This is a genomic window from Paenibacillus wynnii (assembly GCF_000757885.1).
Taxonomy (GTDB): domain Bacteria; phylum Bacillota; class Bacilli; order Paenibacillales; family Paenibacillaceae; genus Paenibacillus_AQ; species Paenibacillus_AQ wynnii.
In genome coordinates this window covers 131,869-152,676 of the sequence record NZ_JQCR01000002.1, presented here as the reverse complement: position 1 = coordinate 152,676, position 20,808 = coordinate 131,869, and the positions used below count along the sequence as shown (strand labels likewise).

At 45.9% G+C, this 20,808-nt stretch carries 22 protein-coding genes and 1 riboswitch; of the genes, 20 read left to right on the top strand and 2 right to left on the bottom strand.

The features are described from left to right. The first annotated feature begins 16 nt into the window (after positions 1-16). The 5 genes from PWYN_RS03695 (at position 17) to PWYN_RS03675 (ending at position 4,838) form a co-directional block, all read left to right on the top strand. Positions 17-436 (top strand): DUF350 domain-containing protein, encoded by a 420-nt coding sequence (locus tag PWYN_RS03695; protein WP_036648667.1) that lies wholly within the window; start codon positions 17-19, stop codon positions 434-436. Between the two features lie 219 nt (positions 437-655). Beyond that, positions 656-1,189 carry a hypothetical protein gene (locus tag PWYN_RS03690; protein ID WP_205622732.1) on the top strand — a complete coding sequence of 178 codons (534 nt, stop codon included), beginning with the start codon at positions 656-658 and terminating at the stop codon, positions 1,187-1,189. A 70-nt stretch (positions 1,190-1,259) separates the two neighbouring features. Beyond that, positions 1,260-2,465: an MFS transporter gene (locus PWYN_RS03685; protein ID WP_036648664.1), complete on the top strand. Its 1,206-nt coding sequence runs from the start codon at positions 1,260-1,262 to the stop codon at positions 2,463-2,465. A 52-nt stretch (positions 2,466-2,517) separates the two neighbouring features. Further along, complete coding sequence (gene dcuS, locus PWYN_RS03680; RefSeq protein ID WP_240479675.1) at positions 2,518-4,122, top strand: DcuS/MalK family sensor histidine kinase; 1,605 nt, start codon at positions 2,518-2,520, stop codon at positions 4,120-4,122. Positions 4,123-4,124: 2 nt separating this feature from the next. Next, positions 4,125-4,838, top strand: a complete 714-nt coding sequence (locus PWYN_RS03675) for a response regulator (RefSeq protein ID WP_036653144.1) — start codon at positions 4,125-4,127, stop codon at positions 4,836-4,838. 54 nt (positions 4,839-4,892) lie between these two features. Here the strand turns inward: PWYN_RS03675 and PWYN_RS03670 are convergent, their stop codons facing one another. Beyond that, positions 4,893-6,125, bottom strand: a complete 1,233-nt coding sequence (locus PWYN_RS03670) for an NAD(P)/FAD-dependent oxidoreductase (RefSeq protein ID WP_036648661.1) — start codon at positions 6,123-6,125, stop codon at positions 4,893-4,895. A gap of 178 nt (positions 6,126-6,303) precedes the next feature. Between PWYN_RS03670 and PWYN_RS03665 the strand changes: the two genes are divergently transcribed. The 12 genes from PWYN_RS03665 (at position 6,304) to PWYN_RS03610 (ending at position 15,472) form a co-directional block, all read left to right on the top strand. After that, positions 6,304-6,540 carry a hypothetical protein gene (locus tag PWYN_RS03665; RefSeq protein ID WP_036648658.1) on the top strand — a complete coding sequence of 79 codons (237 nt, stop codon included), beginning with the start codon at positions 6,304-6,306 and terminating at the stop codon, positions 6,538-6,540. Positions 6,541-6,570: 30 nt separating this feature from the next. Next, complete coding sequence (locus PWYN_RS03660; RefSeq protein ID WP_157261078.1) at positions 6,571-6,957, top strand: spore coat protein; 387 nt, start codon at positions 6,571-6,573, stop codon at positions 6,955-6,957. A 212-nt stretch (positions 6,958-7,169) separates the two neighbouring features. Then, complete coding sequence (locus tag PWYN_RS03655; protein WP_036648655.1) at positions 7,170-7,670, top strand: Lrp/AsnC family transcriptional regulator; 501 nt, start codon at positions 7,170-7,172, stop codon at positions 7,668-7,670. A gap of 13 nt (positions 7,671-7,683) precedes the next feature. After that, the gene (locus tag PWYN_RS03650; protein ID WP_036648652.1) at positions 7,684-8,901 is read left to right on the top strand and encodes an aminotransferase class I/II-fold pyridoxal phosphate-dependent enzyme; all 1,218 of its coding nucleotides are present in this window, start codon (positions 7,684-7,686) and stop codon (positions 8,899-8,901) included. Between the two features lie 178 nt (positions 8,902-9,079). Continuing rightward, positions 9,080-9,331: an aspartyl-phosphate phosphatase Spo0E family protein gene (locus PWYN_RS03645; protein WP_240479674.1), complete on the top strand. Its 252-nt coding sequence runs from the start codon at positions 9,080-9,082 to the stop codon at positions 9,329-9,331. Positions 9,332-9,524: 193 nt separating this feature from the next. Continuing rightward, complete coding sequence (locus PWYN_RS03640) at positions 9,525-10,076, top strand: type 2 periplasmic-binding domain-containing protein (protein ID WP_052087727.1); 552 nt, start codon at positions 9,525-9,527, stop codon at positions 10,074-10,076. A 36-nt stretch (positions 10,077-10,112) separates the two neighbouring features. Continuing rightward, a complete protein-coding gene (locus PWYN_RS03635; RefSeq protein ID WP_036648648.1) occupies positions 10,113-10,676 on the top strand; it encodes a cob(I)yrinic acid a,c-diamide adenosyltransferase in 564 nt (187 codons plus the stop codon). Position 10,677: 1 nt separating this feature from the next. Then, complete coding sequence (locus tag PWYN_RS03630; protein ID WP_036648646.1) at positions 10,678-11,655, top strand: RluA family pseudouridine synthase; 978 nt, start codon at positions 10,678-10,680, stop codon at positions 11,653-11,655. Between the two features lie 193 nt (positions 11,656-11,848). Beyond that, positions 11,849-12,214 (top strand): arsenate reductase family protein, encoded by a 366-nt coding sequence (locus tag PWYN_RS03625; protein WP_036648644.1) that lies wholly within the window; start codon positions 11,849-11,851, stop codon positions 12,212-12,214. A 29-nt stretch (positions 12,215-12,243) separates the two neighbouring features. Then, positions 12,244-13,170 carry a 5'-3' exonuclease gene (locus PWYN_RS03620; protein ID WP_052087726.1) on the top strand — a complete coding sequence of 309 codons (927 nt, stop codon included), beginning with the start codon at positions 12,244-12,246 and terminating at the stop codon, positions 13,168-13,170. Positions 13,171-13,430: 260 nt separating this feature from the next. Next, positions 13,431-14,312 carry an ROK family protein gene (locus tag PWYN_RS03615; RefSeq protein ID WP_036648641.1) on the top strand — a complete coding sequence of 294 codons (882 nt, stop codon included), beginning with the start codon at positions 13,431-13,433 and terminating at the stop codon, positions 14,310-14,312. Positions 14,313-14,455: 143 nt separating this feature from the next. After that, the gene (locus tag PWYN_RS03610) at positions 14,456-15,472 is read left to right on the top strand and encodes an HRDC domain-containing protein (RefSeq protein WP_036648639.1); all 1,017 of its coding nucleotides are present in this window, start codon (positions 14,456-14,458) and stop codon (positions 15,470-15,472) included. Positions 15,473-15,554: 82 nt separating this feature from the next. Here the strand turns inward: PWYN_RS03610 and corA are convergent, their stop codons facing one another. Further along, positions 15,555-16,490 (bottom strand): magnesium/cobalt transporter CorA, encoded by a 936-nt coding sequence (corA, locus tag PWYN_RS03605; RefSeq protein WP_036648636.1) that lies wholly within the window; start codon positions 16,488-16,490, stop codon positions 15,555-15,557. A gap of 393 nt (positions 16,491-16,883) precedes the next feature. Continuing rightward, positions 16,884-17,012: riboswitch (SAM riboswitch) on the top strand. Positions 17,013-17,120: 108 nt separating this feature from the next. Here corA and metA point away from each other — a divergent pair. The 3 genes from metA to mqnC all read left to right on the top strand — a co-directional run bounded on the left by metA (position 17,121) and on the right by mqnC (position 20,794). Further along, entirely contained in the window at positions 17,121-18,038 is a 918-nt protein-coding gene (gene metA, locus PWYN_RS03600; protein ID WP_036648634.1) for a homoserine O-acetyltransferase MetA, read from the top strand. Positions 18,039-18,081: 43 nt separating this feature from the next. Continuing rightward, entirely contained in the window at positions 18,082-19,266 is a 1,185-nt protein-coding gene (locus PWYN_RS03595) for a PLP-dependent transferase (RefSeq protein ID WP_036648632.1), read from the top strand. A gap of 391 nt (positions 19,267-19,657) precedes the next feature. After that, the gene (gene mqnC, locus PWYN_RS03585; RefSeq protein WP_036648628.1) at positions 19,658-20,794 is read left to right on the top strand and encodes a cyclic dehypoxanthinyl futalosine synthase; all 1,137 of its coding nucleotides are present in this window, start codon (positions 19,658-19,660) and stop codon (positions 20,792-20,794) included. Positions 20,795-20,808: the final 14 nt, after the last annotated feature.

Below are 20,808 nucleotides of genomic sequence, written 5' to 3'. Positions count from 1 at the left end.
GAAAGAAGGGGAAGTTATGCAAGGTGAAATCGATAATTTGTTGAACCACCCGCTTGGGGCTCTGCTCGGCTACTTCGCTGTAGCTATATTGGGGTTGGTTATATTTCTATCCATCTTTGAAATGGTTACAAAGTATAACTGCTGGGAAGAGATCCGCAAGGGGAACGTGGCTGCAGCTATGGCTACCGGTGGCAAAATATTCGGTATGTGCAACGTGCTCCGCTTCAGTATTGACTCGGGAGCGTCCATTTATGAAACCATGAAATGGGCTGTTGCAGGCTTTATATTGCTGCTTCTTGCTTATTTTCTGTTCGAATTTTTAACGCCCGTATTTTCTATTGACGATGAAATTGCTGCGGATAATCGGGCAGTAGGACTTATAGCTATGCTGATTTCCGTTTCCCTTTCTTATGTAATAGGCGCTGCTATATTTTAAAATATAAGAAAGTATAAGTTTTTAGTATACTTTGCTTATATTTCTACGAGAAACAGATACCGTCCCTATAAGGACGGCGAAGCCGTTTCTTCTTGGGAGGACTTTTAATGAAGATCTTGACCCGTGTCCTGTTTATTTCTGCCATAGCATTTATAGCAGCCGGTGTTATTTATTTAATGATGAACTAAATCTAAGATAAGCAAGAAGGAGAATATGATAATGGAAACGAATGTCTGCCCTTGGTGTGATACGGAAATTGTATGGGATGAGGAGTTCGGACCGGAGGATACCTGTCCGCACTGCAACAATGAACTTAAAGGCTATCGTACGGTTAGCCTGAACAGTAATGTGCTGGAAGACGAACTGGAAGAGGAAGCAGAACCAGAAGAAGTAAGCAATGAGGATGATTTATGGGGAGCAGTTGATACAGACAGTATTGTGCCCATTTTTAACACGCTTGATCAGTTTCGGGATGACCACGATTTGAGTCGTTACGAAGCAAATGTCTCGGCCATTCTTGCTGAACAGGAGGAAGCTCCTGAGTGTCCACAATGTCACGAACTTATGCTGCTGGCGGGTACACAGTCCTTGACCGATTTCACTCCTTCGTCACCTTCAGCATTGGGTGCACCTGTAATGAAATCTCCGTTCTCGTTGAATGTGTATATCTGCCCTTCCTGCTTCCATGTGCACCAAAGTCTGGCACCTGAGGACAGAATTCAACTCGTTCGTAATTTGAGTATACAGAACTAATAGAACCTCATGGATTCCCCCGGTTTCGGGCATGTTAAACAGGAACATGTCTATATAAAGGGGGAATTCGATGAAGGCCTCACTGAAAGGCCAAGCGCTGCTGCTATTAGCAGTGAATGGATTATTCGTGCTGGCGAGCGCATTGTCTGGAACTTTTTTGAATGTATACTTATGGAAAAGCCGCCAGGATTATTTCATGATCGGCTGGTTCACTTTGGCTCAGCAGTTAGCATTGGGACTTAGCTTTTGGCTTGCAGGGAAATGGGTTAAAGAACATAACAAAATGAATGCCCTACGGCTCGGAATTGCCGTATCGGGCCTTTTTTATATGCTTGTGTTATGGATAGGCAGTAAGGCTGTGTATTATATTTGGCCGCTTGGATGTCTTCTGGGCATAGCCATTGGTTTGTTTTGGCTGGCTTTTAATATTGTGTATTTTGAAATTACAGATGCCGGGAATCGTGATTATTTTAATGGCTGGATCGGTTTGCTGGGATCTTTAACAGGCATTATTGGTCCCTGGTTGTCAGGGTGGTTGATCTCCTACCTGCATGGTGAGAGGGGCTACCGCGTAGTCTTTATAATCTCACTCTGTATATATGCATCTGCTGTTGTCTTAAGTTTCTTTCTTAAAAAGCGTAAAACTGAAGGAGTTTACCAGTGGCTTGAGCCGTTAAAGCAGCTTCAGAATAAACAGAGTCATTGGCGGCCAGCCACCATGAGCCTTGTTTTTCAAGGGCTGCGGGAGGGCGTATTCTCATTTCTGATTGGATTGCTCGTATACATAGCTGCCAAGGAAGAAAGCAAACTGGGTCAATATATGCTTATCACCTCTGCGGTATCTCTAGTCAGTTATTGGGCGGCCGGAAAATGGTTCAAGCCAAAGTTCCGCTCGGTAGGCATGCTGGTGGGGAGTATTATGCTGGTGGTTGTCATTGCCCCGTTGCTGTGGAAGGTTACTTTCGGTACCCTCCTAATTATGGGTATAGGAACCTCACTCTTCATCCCGCTCTATATGCTGCCGATGGTATCAACCAGCTTTGATCTCATGGGAGAGTCCAAAAAAAGTGTGGGTATGCGAGTTGAGCTCGTAATCCTCCGTGAGCTTAGTTTAATGGTAGGCCGAGTTGCCGGCACCTTAATATTTATAGCCGTTCTGTCAGCAAGCGAGTCATCACTCACGATAACCTTGTTATTGCTGGGTCTTGGGGTTGCTCCGGTGGGGAGCTGGCTGTTTTTACGCAGGGTTTTGCCTCACGACAGGGACCGGGTTTGACGCATGAGGGGCGGGTCAACTAAATCATTTTTTTACATGGGAGAATCATTTCTTGTTCAAAAGAAAACGAATTTACGGCGTACGTACAAGCATTACCATTATGGTGTGCTCTGTGGTTACGCTTGTCCTGCTGTTGCTATATGTCATCTTCAGGAATCAGATTATCCCTCAGACTCGTCAAAATCTGGAGGATAAGGCTATAACGATCGCCAGAACGATTGCAATGATGCCTTTGATATCAGATGGGTTGATTCAAGGTAGAAGCGAAGAGATCCAGGCCTACACAACTAGGATTACTCGCCCCAACGATATTATGTTCGTGGTAGTGATTGACATGAATAGCATTCGTTATTCTCATCCCGATGCTTCCTATGTGGGCAAGCCCTTTGCAGGGGGAGGGCAGGATATCGCCCTGCGCGGAGAAGAGAGTGTCTCCGAAGGTGAGGGTACCCTAGGGAAATCAATCCGTGCTTTTGTGCCCGTCTACGATGGAAGAGGTTATCAGGTGGGTATAGTTGTAGTTGGACTCTCCTTGGAAAAGGTACACCGCATTATTTCACACAATGAATGGACCATTATCGCGATCCTGTTATCAGGGGCTCTACTCGGTGCACTTGGCGCCATAGTGCTGGCACGCAGAATTAAACAGATGATGCTCTGGCTGGAGCCATCCGAGATATCTAAGCTGCTTGAGGAACGAAGTGCTATGCTTCAATCAACACGTGAAGGCATACTGGCGATTGACGACAACGCGAATATAACGTTAATTAACCTGGAAGCGGAGCGACTGCTAAGACAAGCCGGTATTAAGGGGGAGGCATTAAGGCAGCCTGTTAGTGAATACTGGCCGACTCTACGGCTGGAAAACATGCTGAACTCTGGTGTTGCGAAGCTAGACGAGGAGATTGACCTCAACGGAACCACACTATTGGCTAATAGTCTCCCTATTTGGGTGAAAGGTGCTATTGTTGGTGCTATCGTTACTTTTCGGGACAAGACTGAGATTTCCCATCTTGCCGAACGATTATCCGGTGTGTCCCTTTATGCGGAAGCCTTAAGGGGTCAAGCTCATGAATTTATGAACAAGCTGCATGTTATAATGGGCATGACCCATATGGGATTGTATGAGGATCTGCAGCACTATATTTATGGAACTGTGAACAACTACCAGAATGAAATCGGGTCAATAACAAGACACATTAAGGATCCTGTGATGGCTGGATTTCTGCTTGGTAAATTAAGCAGAGCCCGTGAAGCGGGAATACAACTGATTCTGGCAGAGGATTGTTATTTACCAAGTGCAAAGGGTTCGGAGATTATTCACGAGCTGATTACAATTGTCGGTAACCTGCTGGATAATGCTATGGATGCTTTGAACGAAACCGATAATAAGGAAATTCATCTGGCATTTCATTACCAAACAGACCGTTTAATCTGCACTGTGATCGACAATGGCTCAGGGGTTCCTGAATCCATCCGTAAGGAAATATATGAGCAAGGGTTCTCCACAAAAGGTGAAGATCGGGGGATGGGGTTATATCTTGTCCAGAGAAGTGTGAATAGAATGAATGGGCATTTGACACTTCATACTACGGAAGGGCATGGGACTGAATTTATTGTAGAAGTGCCATACATTGTAGAGGATGATGATGCCTAATGATCATAAAAGTATTGATCGTGGAAGACGATCCTATGGTGGCGAAGTTTAACAAGCACTATCTTGAGCAAATCGAAGGATTCCAAAGTGTAGGTTGGGCAGCATCAGGGGATGAAGCTATTGAATTAATAGAAGAGCTTGAGGTGGATCTAATTCTGCTGGACGTATATATGCAAAATACGAACGGACTGCAGTTGTTGTCCTTCCTTCGCCAGCAGGCTAAGTCGGTTGACGCGATAGTTATTTCGGCAGCCAGCGACAACATAAGTATCCGAAAGGCGTTGCAATTCGGCGCGGTTGATTACCTTATTAAACCCTTTGAATTTTCACGTTTTGCAGCGGCGATGACTGCTTACAGAGAAAATTATTTCCTAATGAAGAAGGGGGAGAACTTTAATCAGCAAGAGCTCGATAAGCTGCTCCGGTACAGGCAAGAGCCTGAGGATGGCAGTCCTGCTTTACCTAAAGGACTTACTGTAGGAACTCTCCGCAGCATGTGGTCTATCATCACGACGTTGTCAGAGGGAGCATTCTCCACGGAAGAACTTACAGCTAAATCCTTAATTTCACGTATTTCCGTACGTAAATATTTAGCTTTTTTGACGGAAATCGGAGTGTTGTCTATGGAAACCAGTTATGGTTCGGTAGGCAGACCGGTGTATATGTACCGAGTAACTCTTAAAGGAAATGAGATCATAGAAGGTCTTATAAAATAGTAAGTGAGAACAGCCCCTAGTCCAGCGAGGAGGCTGTTTCTGTTATCTATATTCTTAGCTGTTATCCAAAGGCGAAGGCTTTGCAGACCGGGTCAGTGAGAATAAATCCAGCTCAGGCCGGTATTTTCCAGCAAGAGTATCGGTTAACAATTCTGCAGCAATCATACTGTAGACTGTCCCATTGCCTCCGTAACCTTCTATAAAATAGCAATGTGGATATTTCGGGTGAGGTCCAATATAGGGAAGTCCGTCATGGGTTGTTCCGAATACGGCACCCCAGGAATATTCCAGTTCTACACCTTTACTCTCCGGAAAAAGCTTCTCAATTTCGGTAAGCAGGTTCCGGCCTTGTGTACGGACTCGGACTTCACGTTCTTCCGGATCGGTTAATTCCTCATCTTTACCCCCTGCAATAATACGTCCGTCATGAGTCGTTCTGAAATACAGATAGGGCCGGGCGGTTTCCCAAATGAAGCTGCGTTCATGCCATTTGGGGAACTCTTTCAAAGGCCGAGTCATGACAGCATAGGTGTTGATCAATAAAGCTCCCCGATCTTTTTTCATTTCCTGGGTTTCGTAACCCATGGCAAATATAATCTTCTTCGCAAATATTCGGCCAACTCGGGTATGACAAATGACTCCATCTTCTTTAAATTCATAACGCATGGCTTCCGTGTTCTCATAGATACGGACTCCCCGGGAAAATGCTTTGTTAATAAGGCTATGAACCAGTCGGAATGGATTGACTTCGGCATCACCCGCGGAATACAGTGCCGCAGGTTTGGAGAAGGAGTAGAGGGATGCGATGTTGCTCTCCTCCCAGAACTCAGTGTCAAAGCCATGAGTTTTCAGATTCACATATTCCTCCCGTAAAGCAGGGACATCTTCCGGTGAACTGGCAAAGAGAAGACTGCTTCGGGGAAAGATATATGGATCTATATCCAGATGATCCTTCAGTTTGTTAATTCCCTGTAAAGCCTCACGACACAAGTTATAAAACAGAACACCCTGCTTCTCCCCGAAGGTATTCATGCAGGAAGTAAGCGATTTGTCATTGGAGATCTGGAGCACGCCTGTGTTGGCGTGAGTACTGCCACTGCCTACCGCTCTTTTTTCGATTAGGATCGTATCTGCACCGTTCAGGGATAGCTGATAAGAAGCAGCGGCACCTCCCATTCCACCTCCTACCACCAGGCAGTCACAATAGGCATCCTCTTGTAGGGATTTATAAGCGGGTGGGTTCGGCAATGTATGATTCCAGGGCAGCTGCCCGCTGATTAAATTCATAAATGGCTCTCTCCTTTGCAGCTTGGGAACTAGTATTTGCAGGTTTTTTTTCCGCCATACGTTTTATGTCCATTCCATTTCATTTCAGCTTTTTGAGGTTTTTACGAACACATAAAAAGGGGGTTTTCGCGAAATACTAAACCCTGTTTGAACCACCACATAAGGAGGGATTAAAGACATGCAACAATCCACACAAATGCAGCCGCTCACCCGAAAAGAACTGGACTACATCGCTGATTCCATCTCGAATGAGGATTTGTTGATCAAGCAATTGGCCGCCACTGCGGGAACGACTCAGGATTCTAACGTACGTCAAATCTGCATGCAGAACCTTCAAAGTCATTCGAACCATTTGAATACCCTAACGCAGTTAATTCAGCAGCATCAGCAATATGCTCCGACACAACCGCAATAATCTCCACAAAAAACTTAAGGAGGTAATACTGTGAACCCACAAAACGGAACAGCATTTATGCCCGACGCTGATTTGCTAAATACAATTTTGGCTGACTTAAAGCGGACGGTTAAGGAATATACGACAGCTGCCACAGAATCTAATTGCCCGTCTGTACGACAGGCTTTTAATGAACTTACCATGGATACGCTGCGGCTTCAGGGTAATCTGTACACACAAATGGGCCAAATGAACATGTATTCCCCACCAGCCAAAGCATTGCGTTACGATTTGGATAAGCAGCTTCAATCTGCACAGCAAACCCAGCAAAAAAGCCAGCAATTCGTGCAGCAAAAAGCAAGCGGAACAGAGCAATACGCTCAGGCGCCGAATGTGCCCGTGCATCAGCCTAATGTGACAACTTCTTATTATATGTAACCCTTCAGGATTCAAATAAAACCGCCTATTCGAACCGGATGATCCGGAGAATGGGCGGTTTTTGCTGTAAAATTTATTTTAATAATGAAATTAAAACGCATCTTCTTGTTTGCAGAGATGCCATTTTCATGTCATATTAGTAATAAATCTTTTCGCGGGCGGCGCAGGTAATTTGCGTATACGTCAGATGCGAACAATCCCGGAGGGAAGGCATGAACGAAATGAATGAATTGAAGAGGAAAGTGCTGGAACTGCTCAAGGAGGACGCGAGAAGCTCAACCGAGCTAATGGCCACGCTGCTAGGAGCGGAAGAAGAAGATGTGAAGATGGTCATAGAACAAATGGAGAAAGAACATGTGATTGTCAAATATGCCACAGTTGTCAACTGGGACAAGGTGGACGACGAGAGAGTGACTGCATTGATTGAGGTGCAGATTACCCCTGAAAGAGGCCGCGGTTTTGAAGGCATAGCCGAACGGATATATCTGTACCCCCAAGTTAAATCTGTCTATCTGATGTCCGGCGCTTACGATTTGCTGGTAGAAGTAGAGGGACGCAATCTGAGGGAAGTTGCTAATTTTGTATCCGAGAAGCTCTCACCTATTGATGCGGTATTATCTACTAAAACAAACTTTACACTTAAAAAATACAAACAAGACGGGATCATTTTCGAGGAGCACCAAGAAGACAACCGCCTGATGATCTCTCCGTAAAGGATGTTAGAATATGATCACGAATAAAACACAGCTTGCCGCAGAGAGTAATAAATCGATGAATTCTTATTTGGCCCCGTTGGTACAACAAATTCAGCCATCGGGTATCCGCAAGTTTTTTGATCTGGCGGCAGGCAGCAAGGATATTATTTCATTGGGTGTAGGGGAGCCTGATTTCAAGACACCTTGGCACGTTAGGGAAGCATGCGTCTATTCACTCGAAAGAGGGTTTACGGGGTACACTTCCAATGCAGGTATGCCCGAACTAAGAGAAGGTATTGCCAACTATCTGCACACCCGCTTCGCTGTCGATTACAACCCTGAAGATCAGATTATTGCTACGGTTGGTGGCAGTGAGGCCATTGATTTGGCTTTACGTGCACTTATTGCACCTGGGGATGAAATTCTGATTCCTGAACCCTGCTATATTTCATATTCTCCTATTACAGCTATTGGCGGAGGAATTCCGGTCGGCATTGAGACATTTGGTGAGGATAACTTCAAGCTTACTGCAGAGGGGCTGGAGGCCAAGATTACTCCTCGATCCAAAATCCTGATTCTTTGTTACCCGAGCAACCCTACTGGAGCCATTATGACACGGGCGGATTGGGAACCGATTGCTAAGGTAGTTGAAAAGCATGATCTAATCGTTATTTCCGATGAAATCTATGCGGAGTTAACGTATGGCAGTAACCACGTGAGCTTCGCTTCCTTACCGGGAATGAAGGATCGAACGATTCTTGTCAGTGGTTTCTCCAAGGCTTTTGCTATGACAGGCTGGCGTATGGGATATGCCTGCGGTCATCCGGATTTGATCTCAGCTATGCTTAAAATTCATCAGTATACAGTCATGTGTGCACCATCTATGGGTCAAGTGGCAGCGTTGGAGGCATTGACCAATGGCATGGAGGAAAAAGACCGAATGGCGGATTCTTATAACCAGCGACGCCGATTGATTGTCAAGGGACTAAGGGATGCAGGGCTGGAATGCCATGAGCCGCAAGGGGCATTTTATGCTTTTCCGAGTATTCAGGCAACCGGGCTGAGCTCTGATGAATTTGCCCAGCGTTTGCTGCGTGAGTACAAGGTGGCGGCTGTACCAGGAAGTGTGTTCGGACTGGGCGGTGAGGGCTATTTACGCTGCTCCTATGCTACTTCGGTATCACAATTGAATGAAGCAGTGGAACGTATCGGTGCTTTCGTAAGGCAGTTGGAACAGGAAAGAGCATAATAACGAAAATAGTACTATAGCAAATCTCCTCACTTCATGGTATTATTTTACTTTGGAAGTAATTTTGCCCTTTATAGGGTGTTTTACTCTGGGAACAATGCGGTTGTCTGGAAGCTGGATTTATTCTGATGTATTCTATGACACTCGCTTATAATAATACTTTTTAGGAGGGATGATTGTGCTTATTGCCGATTATTACTTACCTTCCTATGGTGGGGAATTTTTCTCAGGTAACGGGAAACGAACCTCCAAGGGCGAATCATCTGAGCGCAGACTTTCTCTGGAAGATGAAATTCGGATACTCCGCCATAAGATGGAGCAGCTTTTTTTGCAGGAGAAGTCACTCACCTCGGATAATGTAATTGAAATCAGCAGTTTACTGGATCTAAAGATAAATGAATATATGAAAGAGGGCCCGCGCAGGAACTAGCTGCCAGTGCTTATAAGAGGATCCTAAGGGGTTCTCTTTTTTATGATTTCAGACCAAAAGCGGGCAGATAATGACCTATAGGATAAATTGGCAGGTGTAGAGCTGGTTCAAACAGAGGTCTGTAGTTGCCTTCTTCCTATAAGAAGGATTAAACTATTATTATATGTTTTTTTAGGATTAAGGGGGAAGAACGGTGACAGGAAAGCGAAAGGGCGGTATTATTGCTGCACTCCTCGTATTTATGACCTTGATTTCAGGTTGTGGAGGCAGTGATGAGAACACGGTTACAATATTTATGATGGATAAAGCCGGAAGTCCGAGTACCATCGGCGAGACTATGGAAAAGGGCCTGAAGGACAAGCTGGGTCCCGACCTTAAAGTGGAGTTCAATGCGATGGGCATATACAACTTACAGAAGTTAATGGTGGAGTATGCAGCTGGAGCGAATGACATTGTGATTTTGTCCAAAGAGGACGCTGTTATTTATGGTAAAAATGGTGCGAACCTACCGTTGGATGCTTATTTCTCACCTGATGATTACCCTGAAGGTGTCTTTGAAGGCGGAATTTCTGTTGAGGGTGAAGATGACTTGAGACAGGAAAAGCACTTATATGCGATCCCTGCTTCCAAGCTGAAAATGTTCAAGGATACGGGCTACGCGCCTGAAGAATTGTTTGTTACGGTTGCGGTTTCCACGGATAACATGGATCAAAGTGTTAAGGCAATAAAGGCAATGATGGAATAGAGATAAATTCCTTAAGCCCTTAGAGGAGGATAAACCATGGCGATTTATACACGTACGGGAGATAAAGGTGAGACCTCTGTCATTGGAGGACGAGTAGGTAAGGATGATGTCCGTGTAGAAGCCTATGGGACGATTGACGAGCTGAACTGCTTTGTGGGGCAAGCTAGAAGCTTAATGGAAGACGAGAATCTGGCTGATGTCCGGGAACAACTGTTGGAAATTCAGCATGAGTTGTTTGATTGCGGTGCGGATCTGGCATTTGTGGAGATTAGTGAGGCTAAGTATAAAGTTAAAAGTGAGATGGCTGAGAGGCTCGAAGGCTGGATCGACAGTCTTGAGGAAGAGAATCCGAAAATTGAACGTTTTATCCTGCCAGGAGGCAACCCACTGTCATCCATCCTGCATATCTGCCGTACGGTCTGCCGCAGAGCGGAGCGGCGTGCAGTGACACTGGGACGCAGCGTGGATATTAATCCGGAAGTGGTTACTTATCTTAATCGGTTGTCGGATTACTTCTTCTCCCTTGCTCGGGCAGCTAATCACCGTGCAGGAATCGCAGACGTAGAGTATGTACGAAGCGCAAAGGTGTTCCGTAACTAATATGATCAGTTATTACTCACCGCTTACCTATATCATTCCACCAGCCGAGGACGATTGGCTGCTAAAAACCATACTGCATAAACGGATGGATGTATCCCGCAAGCTGTTGTCCCGTCTAAAGCAAACAGAACAGGGGATTACCCTGAACGGAGAGCGTGTCTATATTAGCGTACGTGTCAAAGCCGGGGATACCGTACAAATTCGGATGGAGACTGAGGAATCAGAAGATATTCTGCCCCAGCCGATTCCTTTTGATATTCTGTACGAAGATGAGCATTTGCTTGTTATTAATAAGGCAGCAGGTATTATTGTACATCCCACGCATGGACATTATACGGACACACTTGCTAACGGCGTAGTCTACTATTGGAAGCAGAAGCAGGAGCGCTTTCGCTTCCGGCCGGTACATCGGCTTGATCAGGAAACCTCCGGTGTCATTGTTATTGCTAAGAACCCATACAGCCACCAGCATATTTCTGAGCAAATGATTGCTGGTACTGTGGACAAGCGTTATGCCGCTTTTGTTCATGGTGTTCCTGTTGAGGCTAAGGGCGATATAGACGGGCCGATTGACCGTGACCCTGATGAACCCCATCGGCGCATTGTGACGCCAGACGGCTATCCATCTTTAACCCGTTACGAGGTTAAGAAAACCTATGCCCACGGCTCGCGTGTCGAGTTGAAGCTCGAAAGTGGACGCACCCACCAAATTCGTGTGCATATGACCTCAATCGGCTGTCCTTTGATTGGGGACGGTATGTATCGCCACGAGCTGTACGGATTCTCAGAGCCAACCCCTGCTCAAGCGGAGCGGTTGCAGGTGGTGTCTGAACTGGATGCAGCCATCCCCCGTCAGGCGCTGCATGCTGTGCGGCTAGCGTTCAAGCATCCTGTGCTCCTGCAAGATATGATCTTCGAAGCTCCGCTGCCGCCCGACATGGCAGCGCTCGAGGATAAGCTGCAACACGCCCTAGCTTGAGAATAGGTGTAACTGTTTGTGGTGATCTAGAGTGAAGTAGGCGAAATTGTTCTGGAGAAACGGCAGTGGTCGCCTTTATCCTCAAATTTTTACCACGAATAGTGGTTTAAATCAGGAAATTTGAGGATAACAGCGATCGGAGGAATAATTCGCAAGCGTAGCGACATGTAATCACCACCCAGAAGGAGAAACTATGAGCAAACTTACAATATACCACTATCCCAAATGCAGCACCTGCCGCAGCGCCGTGAAATGGCTGCAGGGACAGGGTCATGAGCTTCAACTCCAACATATTGTTGAGCAGCCGCCCGGCGTCGAGGAACTGCGTGCATGGGTCGCGAACAGCGGACATGAACTGAAAAAGTTTTTTAATACAGGCGGAGACGTTTATAGATCTCTGGACCTCAAGAATAAGCTGGCGAGTTTTAGCGAGCAGGAACAACTTGAACTGCTGGCGGGCAATGGTATGCTTATCAAACGTCCGATTGTCACCGATGGACAGAAGGTTACCGTAGGGTTTAAGGAAGAGCAATACGCACAAGCTTGGAGTAAAGTTTAACCCAAATCATAACAAGGGAGAGGTTGCACATGGCACCAGAGACATCAAGCCGGATTATGATTGTTGACGGAATGGCGCTGCTGTTCCGGGCCTTTTACGCCTCTGCTTATGGAGGATATATTCGCAAGACCAAAGCCGGATTGCCGACGAATGCGGTATACGGATTTTTACAATATTTCTTTGATGCAGTATCCACCTTCGAACCCACACACGTAGTATGCTGCTGGGATATGGGCAAGGGTACCTTCCGCACTGAAAAGTACGATGGCTACAAATCGAACCGTATCGAGCCTCCATTGGAGCTGATCCCGCAGTTTGAGCTAGTAAAAGAGGTTGTAGCGGAGCTGGGTGTGCCTAACGTGGGACTTGTAGGGTTTGAGGCAGATGATTGTATCGGAACCTTGGCTTCTTGTTTCAGCGAGGAGTCTGAGGTCTATATTTTGACCGGTGACCACGATATGTTGCAGCTGGTAAATGATAGAGTTAAGGTCGTGATTATGAAAAAAGGCCGCTCTAACTATAAAGTATATGATCCAGCGGAATTGCTGGAGGAGAGAGGATTAACCCCTCTTCAAGTCATTGATCTAAAGGGCTTCATGGGTGATACAAGCGATAATTATCCGGGCGTTAAAGGAATCGGTGAGAAAACAGCCCTTAAGCTGCTGACAGAATACGGCAACGTTGAAGGTGTTATTGAGAATCTTCATCTGCTGCCAAAAGGTGTTCGGGCAAAGATTGAGGCCGACTTGGACATGCTGCATTTGTCGCGTGAGCTTGCAGAAATCCGCTGCGATGTGCCGATTGTCTGTACATTGACCGAATGTCTATGGGAACTGCAAAGAGAAACGGCAACACGCAAGTTCCGGGAATTGGAGTTCGATAGCCTCATGCATTTAATTGCAGCGGTCCGGGATGAGCGCGGAATTGTCCAGATTGAGCTTGGGGATTTGGGCTAAAGTTAGGTCTATAAGAGCGTACCGGGAATCTTTGTGATTTTAGGTACGCTTTTTTGGGCCCAATCTTAAAATCAAAGGTTGACTATATGTGCGAACCCGTAGCGGCTTGTTTCACAAACGGTCAACTACTGATTTTGGTTTTGAACTTTTTTTTGTCACTTTATTCAATAGTCTATCCGTTAGAAAAATGCTATTGTAGAGTGGGTTTAATAATGCGGGAAAGTACTTTCCCGTCTACATACGGGAGGGGTTAATTTCTAATGAAGTTATTGGGAGCAATTGAAGCCGGAGGAACTAAGTTTGTATGCGGGATTGGAAAAGAGGACGGTACGATTATGGACCGGGTCAGCTTTCCCACAACAACTCCGGAGGAAACGATGGGGCAGGTATTGGAATATTTTAAAGGCAAGGATGTAGAAGCTATCGGCATTGGTTCATTCGGACCGATTGATCCGGTTCTCGGCAGTCCTACTTATGGGTACATCACAACAACACCTAAGCCGCACTGGGGGCAGTATAATCTCGTAGGTGCTGTTGCTGAGCATTTTAACGTGCCTATCGGCTTTGATACCGATGTTAACGGAGCCGCGCTAGGTGAGTATACATGGGGAGCTGCACAAGGATTGGACAGCTGTCTTTATATAACGGTTGGTACGGGTATCGGAGCAGGTGCTGTTGTAGGCGGCAAGCTCGTTCACGGATTGTCTCATCCTGAGATGGGGCATATTGTTGTGCGCCGTCATCCGGATGATAACTATGCGGGATTTTGTCCTTATCATGGCGACTGTCTGGAAGGTTTGGCAGCGGGACCGGCCATTGGAGGCCGGTGGGGCAAACCGGCAGCTGAACTGCCAATAGACCACCCTGCATGGGAAATGGAAGCTCACTACCTTGCTCATGCGCTGATGAGCTACGTATTAATTTTATCCCCGCAAAAAATAGTTATGGGCGGCGGGGTCATGAAGCAAAGCCACCTGTTCCCGCTGATTCGGACCAAGCTTCAGGAGTTGCTGCAGGGTTATGTACAGCATCCGGCTTTGAACACGGATATCAATAATTATATTGTTTCTCCGCAGCTTGGGGATAATGCCGGTTTGTCCGGTGCGATAGGTTTGGCTAAGCTGGCACTTGTCCAGGAGTAGTATAAAAAGGATTGACTGTTCGGTAATATATGGTATTGTAGAATTTAACAGTATAGTAATTAATGAGGAAGCACCTCTTTCACGTTTATAGTGAGAGAGGTGCTTTTTTTTGTACTGTCTGACTACGAAAGGAAGGGATAAATATGCAAATTGTATTTATGAATCGGTTGTCCAAGAATGCCAGCAGTGATCAGGAGTTGTTCGCCCAGCTCTGGATCGGAGAAGAAGAGGGAGTCTGGAGCCTAGGTTGGAAGGACTTTTCGATCGCGGAGGAAACGGTGGACAACATTTGGTATGAAGGCGGCTCTTGGAGTGAGATGCTCTGTGTGTACAGGCATGAACTTGCCGTAAAGATGGGAGAAGGGTACCGCCCTTTAATCGAGGGCATCTTTCATGAGGAGGACAGTCTTCCAAATCGGAATACCGAACATTTGAAACTGCAATTTTACAGTGAGCAGCACGGGAATGAGAAGATCTATGAAGAGTTGTGCGCCTGGCGTCGAGGAAGATCTTCGAGTGAGCGGAAGGCTCCTTATATCTTGGCCAGCAATCGATTATTAAGGCTCCTAAGTACCTTTCTGCCTTATACACCAGAGGAATTGCTGCAGCTGCCCGGAGTAGGTCAAGGAAAAGCGGCTCAATATGGAACCGATTGGCTTGCGATTACCTCAGCAGCACCAAGAGAGCATCAATTTCCGCTGAGCTGGGTACATAATGAGATTGATGACGAGTCCTTTGTTTCTTGGTTGTATAAGCAGAAGGAGCTTAAATACAAGAAGCAGTTGGAACGGTTAAGGATGCGTAGACTGCTGCTTCAAGGGATTGAATGCGGACTGGATATGGAACAGCTCAAAGAGGAATGCGGTGTCAGTCGTCGTGATCTCTTAGAGGCGGTAGAGGAACTAGAGAAAGACGGTTATTCTGTTGAGAAGCTAATTGTGCAGGAGCTGGGCAGAATGCCGCAAAACGAGCAGGAAGAGGTTTGGAATGCGTACGTTGAACTTGGGGATGTTTTTCTGAAGCCTGTTTTGTACAAAGTGTACGGAAATGAATTTACCGCACCGGGGGGTCTGGATCTTTATTATGAACGTCTCCGTCTAATCCGCATTCGTTTCCGGCGTGAATATACAGATGTCTCGGCAATTGCAGCTAATTATTAATTTATCCCAAACAAAAAGACGAAGGAACCCTTGCCTTGAGGGCTGGGTGTCCTTCGTCTTTTACTAAATCGTTCAATATCGCTCATAGCCATTCTTTCTTGCGGAATACAACAAGCATTCCACAGCCGAGCGTTACCATGGCTCCAATTACACCGAAGTAACCATATTTCGTATGAATTTCAGGAATATTATCAAAGTTCATCCCATATATACCTGTTATAACGGTCAGGGGCATGAAAATCGTGGTTATGGCTGTAAATACTCTCATAATTTCATTGGCACGATTGGCGATACTGGATTGGTAGGCCTCACGTAAGTTGCCCATCAGATCGCGGTACGTTTCAAAGGTTTCAGAAATTTTTACCGCATTTTCGTATATATCGCTAAAATACTTCTGCAACTGATCATCGATCAGGCGGAGGTCTTTTTTATTAAGAGTATTTATAACTTCTTTTTGCGGTCCAAGCATCTTCTTCAGCCATAGGATTTCGCTTCGCAGACCTATAATTTCACTGAGGTGCGACTTCTTGGTATGCATGAGGATATCCTCTTCCAGTTTCTCGATTCGCGCTTCAATCCGGTCGCCGACGGAAAAGTAGTTATCCACGACAAGGTCAATGAGCAAATACAGGAACCGGTCAGGTTCGCTAACCTCCTGCTCCCAGAGCATAGGCTTCAGGATACGCAGTTCATTAATTTTTTGTTGGGTAACGGTAATAATATAATGTCTTCCGAGAAACACGTTCAGTGCTCGAAGGAATATTTCTTCATCATCAAATCGGATACTGTTTACCACTATGAAATAGTGACTCTCGTAAATTTCGATCTTCGGACGCTGATCCTCTTCGCTGAGGCAATCCTCTACAGCCAGATCATGCAGATTAAAAAGAGGCTGAAGATGCTCTAAATCCTCCAAATCTGCGTCAATCCAATAAAACCCTTCCGCCGGAGCGGTCAATGTTGCTTCAATATCGTCGATCTGTGTAAAAACCCCTGCATTTACCAGCCGGATTTTCATCTGATTTCACTCCTTCTGTCCCTAGTCTTCTCCAAGGGATGCTAATAATAGCACAGAAAAAAATCAGCTTGGCCGGGTCACTAAGAGGAAACAGGGCCGAATAACATTCCAAAGGCATGAAGAAGTACTGCTCCCGCCGCCGGCAAGCTGATGTTAATCCTGTGTGGTTGTTCAGTCTGTACGCTTATCTGCGAGCTCGGGTCGCCTTCCATCTTCATCTCACCTCTTCTGTTCGTTCGGGTATGAAACACTTGTCTAGTATAACGCCGAGATATGCCTCTTTCAAGACAAATTGTTAGGTTTTTTATAGTACTAATGCATTGTATGGGCTTGACGAAAGTTAGGTTCATGATTTAAAGTAATTTCTAACGAAATTTAATTAAATATTGCTTAATCTTATCAAGAGCAGGTGGAGGGACTAGCCCGATGAAACCCGGCAACCGGCGTGTAAACGCACGGTGCTAATTCTTGCGGAAACTTGTGTGGCGCATGCGTCAGGCAGGTTATTCTGGCAGATGAGAGAGGCGCATATGACTGTAAATATGACCTTTCTCTCTGTTGAGAAGGGTCTTTTTGTTATACCAGGAGCCGTTTTGCGGTATCCAATTTCAGCTAAGGAGTGAGAAGCTAATGCCGATTAAAATTCCCGACAGTTTACCGGCCAAAGAGGTTTTATCCGGAGAAAATATTTTTGTGATGGACGAAAGCCAGGCCTTTCACCAGGATATACGCCCTTTGCGTATAGCTATTCTGAATTTGATGCCTACAAAAGAGACTACGGAAACACAGCTTCTGCGTTTGATCGGTAACTCGCCGCTCCAAGTGGATGTAGTTCTGCTCCATCCTAGTTCCCATACCTCCAAGAACACATCGGCTGAGCACTTGGAAAGCTTTTATAAAACCTTTGATGAGATTAGCGAACGCCGTTTTGACGGCCTGATTGTCACGGGTGCTCCGGTAGAGCAGATGGATTTCGAAGATGTTAACTATTGGGAAGAGTTGAAAAAGATTTTTGAATGGAGTAAACAAAATGTTACTTCGACAATGCATATATGTTGGGCTGCACAGGCAGGATTATATCATCACTTCGGTGTTCGTAAAGAAAGCCTGGATGAGAAATGCTTCGGTGTATTCCCACACACGGTTACATCCAATAACGTAAAACTGCTTCGCGGGTTTGATGAATTATTTCATGTTCCCCACTCTCGACATACAGATGTCTCCCGAGCGGATATAGAAGCTATACCTGAATTACAGATTCTTGCAGAATCAGAAGAGGCAGGCATCTATTTAGTAGCTACCCATGATGGCAAACAGATTTTTGTAACCGGTCATTCAGAATATGATCCTTTCTCTCTGAAGTGGGAGTATGACCGTGATGTAGCTAAAGGGATGGAAGTGCCATTACCAAAACATTATTATCCGAAAGATGACCCGCAGCGGACACCGCCCGCAGTCTGGCGTGCCCATGCTAACTTATTGTTTGCCAATTGGCTTAATTACTACGTATATCAAGAAACTCCTTACGATATTGGTCCTATGATTTAAATGAGATGGATACTTAGAAAATACCCAGGAGGTTTAATATAACATGGATGAGAAACTCAGAATTGAAAGCAGATTGGCTCAAATCGGTTCGCAGGAAGACCCGGCAACGGGGGCCGTTAATTATCCCATCTATCAATCCACTGCATTCCGCCATCCACGACTCGGACAAAGCACCGGCTTTGACTATATTCGTACCAAGAACCCGACAAGATCCGTATTGGAAAATGTTTCTGCTGAACTTGAATCCGGCGACGCCGGGTTTGCGTGCAGCTCCGGGATGGCTGCGCTGCAAACCGTGTTTGCCTTATTCAGCCAAGGGGATCATCTGATCGTCTCACTCGATCTTTACGGGGGGACGTACCGGCTGCTGGAACGGATATTGTCCAGATTTGGAATTACCGCATCCTATGTGGATACCAATGATCTAAATGCGCTGGAGGAGGTACGTCTTCCTAATACAAAAGCGGTATTTATTGAGACACCCACCAATCCATTAATGATGATTACCGATATCGAGGCTGTGTGTACGTGGGCCAGCCAGCATAAGTTGCTCACCATCGTGGACAATACGTTGCTGACACCTTTCTTTCAGCGGCCGATTGAGCTTGGAGCGGATATTGTAGTTCACAGTGCAACGAAATACCTGGGCGGACATAACGATGTATTGGCTGGACTTATCGTGACTAAGGGGGAAGCCTTGTCAGCTGAAATGGCTATTCTGCATAACTCCATTGGAGCCGTGCTCAGCCCCTCTGACAGCTATCAGTTGATGAGAGGAATGAAGACACTGGCGCTTCGCATGGAGCGGCATGAGAGCAATGCCTTGGCCTTGGCTCATTATCTGATGGACCACGATGCGATTGCGGAAGTATTCCATCCGGGGCTTCCGGATCATCCGGGATATGATGTGCAAAACCGCCAGTCCTCGGGCAATACGGGTATCTTTTCTTTTAAAGTAAAAGATGCCAGATACGTGGAGCCTCTACTCCGCCATATCCGATTAATTGCTTTCGCAGAGAGCCTCGGCGGCGTTGAGTCGCTTATGACTTATCCAGCCGTTCAGACGCACGCTGACATTCCGGTGGAAATACGTGATGCGGTGGGGGTTGATGACCGGCTACTCCGATTCTCCGTTGGGATCGAGCATTTGAACGATTTGATTAACGATCTCGGTCAAGCACTGGAAGCAGCACAGGCCGAAGTAGAAGAGGCAGTTGCTCAACAGTAAGAATTGAATTTGAATTGAATTTCAATTGAACAGCGAATTGAACATTGATTTGTGGAGACCAGCGGGCTGTCCTAAAGTAGATTAATTCTACAGATGGGACAGCCCCTTCGTATTATTAGGTTGAATAGGTCTAAAAAGTTAGTTATGGGTGGGGCTGACCTGGTCAAAGCGCGTAAAACTACCTTTGAATCCGCCGTGGGAGCTCGAAATGAGCAAATGAGATGTAAAAGTGCAATTGAATCCGCCGTGGGAGCGTTATATAGAGGAAAACTTCAAATTATTTTAAAAGAAGAACAAATTATGATACGATGACATAACGAGTTTAATCATTTGTGATGCATTTTTTAGGAATCTATCATACCGTTATGGACATAGAGGGAGGCTGCGAAGAATGGGTGCGATTGACCTTATTTTGGATAAAGCGCTGCGGGGTGACCGCTTGCAATTAGAAGATACTGTTCGGCTTTTTGAGAGCAATGAGATTGAGAAAATGGGTGCAGCTGCCAATATTATAATGAAACGATGGCATCCGGACCCTCTGGCAACCTTTGTCATCGGTCGTAATATCAACTATACAAATGTGTGCGATGTGTATTGCCGCTTTTGTGCATTTTATCGGAAACCGGGTTCGGATGAAGGATATGTACTGTCAGATGAAACGATCTTCCAGAAAATTCAGGAGACGATTGATGTTAACGGTACAGAAATTCTGATGCAGGGCGGTACCAACCCCAACTTGCCATTCAACTATTATACAGATCTGCTGAGAGGTATTAAGCAACGTTTTCCTGAGATCACCATGCATTCCTTCTCGCCTGCGGAGATTATGAAAATGGTCGAGGTGTCCGGGCTTTCACTGGAGGAAGTGGTACGTGAAATTCATGCTGCCGGTCTGGATTCACTGCCGGGCGGAGGTGCGGAAATTCTTGACGATCGAACCCGCCGCAAAATCAGCCGCCTGAAAGGCTCCTGGCGTGAGTGGATGGACGTGATGCAAACTGCGCACAAAATCGGTATGAACACTACGGCAACGATGGTTATCGGATTGGGTGAAAGTATGGAGGAGCGGGCTTTGCATTTACTGCGGGTACGCGAGGCTCAGGATGAATGTATCGCCAATAAATATGATTCTGAAGGTTTCCTGGCATTTATCTCCTGGACATTCCAACCGGACAATACCAATCTGAAGTTGGACAGACAAACCCCTGAAGAGTACCTGAAGACAGTGGCTATCAGTCGGCTTGTACTGGACAATATCAAGAACTTCCAGTCCTCTTGGGTGACCATGGGTCCTGAAGTAGGCAAGCTTTCACTCGATTATGGCTGTAACGACTTTGGCAGTACCATGATTGAAGAGAACGTTGTTTCCTCCGCTGGAGCTGTCTACAAAGTTAACATCGAATCCATTACCCAACTCATTCGTGAAGCAGGTAAAGTTCCGGCGCAGCGCAATACACGTTACGATATCCTGCGGGTATTTAACGATGCAGATGCGAAGATTGATAATGATTTTATCATGCAGAACTAATACAGAAATTAGCA

Excerpts from the sequence above, each read along its gene's own strand:
- PWYN_RS03695 (WP_036648667.1), top strand. The coding sequence starts at position 17 with ATGCAAGGTGAAATCGATAATTTGTTGAACCACCCGCTTGGGGCTCTG.
- PWYN_RS03690 (WP_205622732.1), top strand. The coding sequence starts at position 656 with ATGGAAACGAATGTCTGCCCTTGGTGTGATACGGAAATTGTATGGGAT.
- PWYN_RS03685 (WP_036648664.1), top strand. The coding sequence starts at position 1,260 with ATGAAGGCCTCACTGAAAGGCCAAGCGCTGCTGCTATTAGCAGTGAAT.
- PWYN_RS03670 (WP_036648661.1), bottom strand. The coding sequence starts at position 6,125 with ATGAATTTAATCAGCGGGCAGCTGCCCTGGAATCATACATTGCCGAAC.
- PWYN_RS03665 (WP_036648658.1), top strand. The coding sequence starts at position 6,304 with ATGCAACAATCCACACAAATGCAGCCGCTCACCCGAAAAGAACTGGAC.
- PWYN_RS03655 (WP_036648655.1), top strand. The coding sequence starts at position 7,170 with ATGAACGAAATGAATGAATTGAAGAGGAAAGTGCTGGAACTGCTCAAG.
- PWYN_RS03650 (WP_036648652.1), top strand. The coding sequence starts at position 7,684 with ATGATCACGAATAAAACACAGCTTGCCGCAGAGAGTAATAAATCGATG.
- PWYN_RS03635 (WP_036648648.1), top strand. The coding sequence starts at position 10,113 with ATGGCGATTTATACACGTACGGGAGATAAAGGTGAGACCTCTGTCATT.
- PWYN_RS03630 (WP_036648646.1), top strand. The coding sequence starts at position 10,678 with ATGATCAGTTATTACTCACCGCTTACCTATATCATTCCACCAGCCGAG.
- PWYN_RS03625 (WP_036648644.1), top strand. The coding sequence starts at position 11,849 with ATGAGCAAACTTACAATATACCACTATCCCAAATGCAGCACCTGCCGC.
- PWYN_RS03620 (WP_052087726.1), top strand. The coding sequence starts at position 12,244 with ATGGCACCAGAGACATCAAGCCGGATTATGATTGTTGACGGAATGGCG.
- PWYN_RS03615 (WP_036648641.1), top strand. The coding sequence starts at position 13,431 with ATGAAGTTATTGGGAGCAATTGAAGCCGGAGGAACTAAGTTTGTATGC.
- PWYN_RS03610 (WP_036648639.1), top strand. The coding sequence starts at position 14,456 with ATGCAAATTGTATTTATGAATCGGTTGTCCAAGAATGCCAGCAGTGAT.
- corA (WP_036648636.1), bottom strand. The coding sequence starts at position 16,490 with ATGAAAATCCGGCTGGTAAATGCAGGGGTTTTTACACAGATCGACGAT.
- metA (WP_036648634.1), top strand. The coding sequence starts at position 17,121 with ATGCCGATTAAAATTCCCGACAGTTTACCGGCCAAAGAGGTTTTATCC.
- PWYN_RS03595 (WP_036648632.1), top strand. The coding sequence starts at position 18,082 with ATGGATGAGAAACTCAGAATTGAAAGCAGATTGGCTCAAATCGGTTCG.
- mqnC (WP_036648628.1), top strand. The coding sequence starts at position 19,658 with ATGGGTGCGATTGACCTTATTTTGGATAAAGCGCTGCGGGGTGACCGC.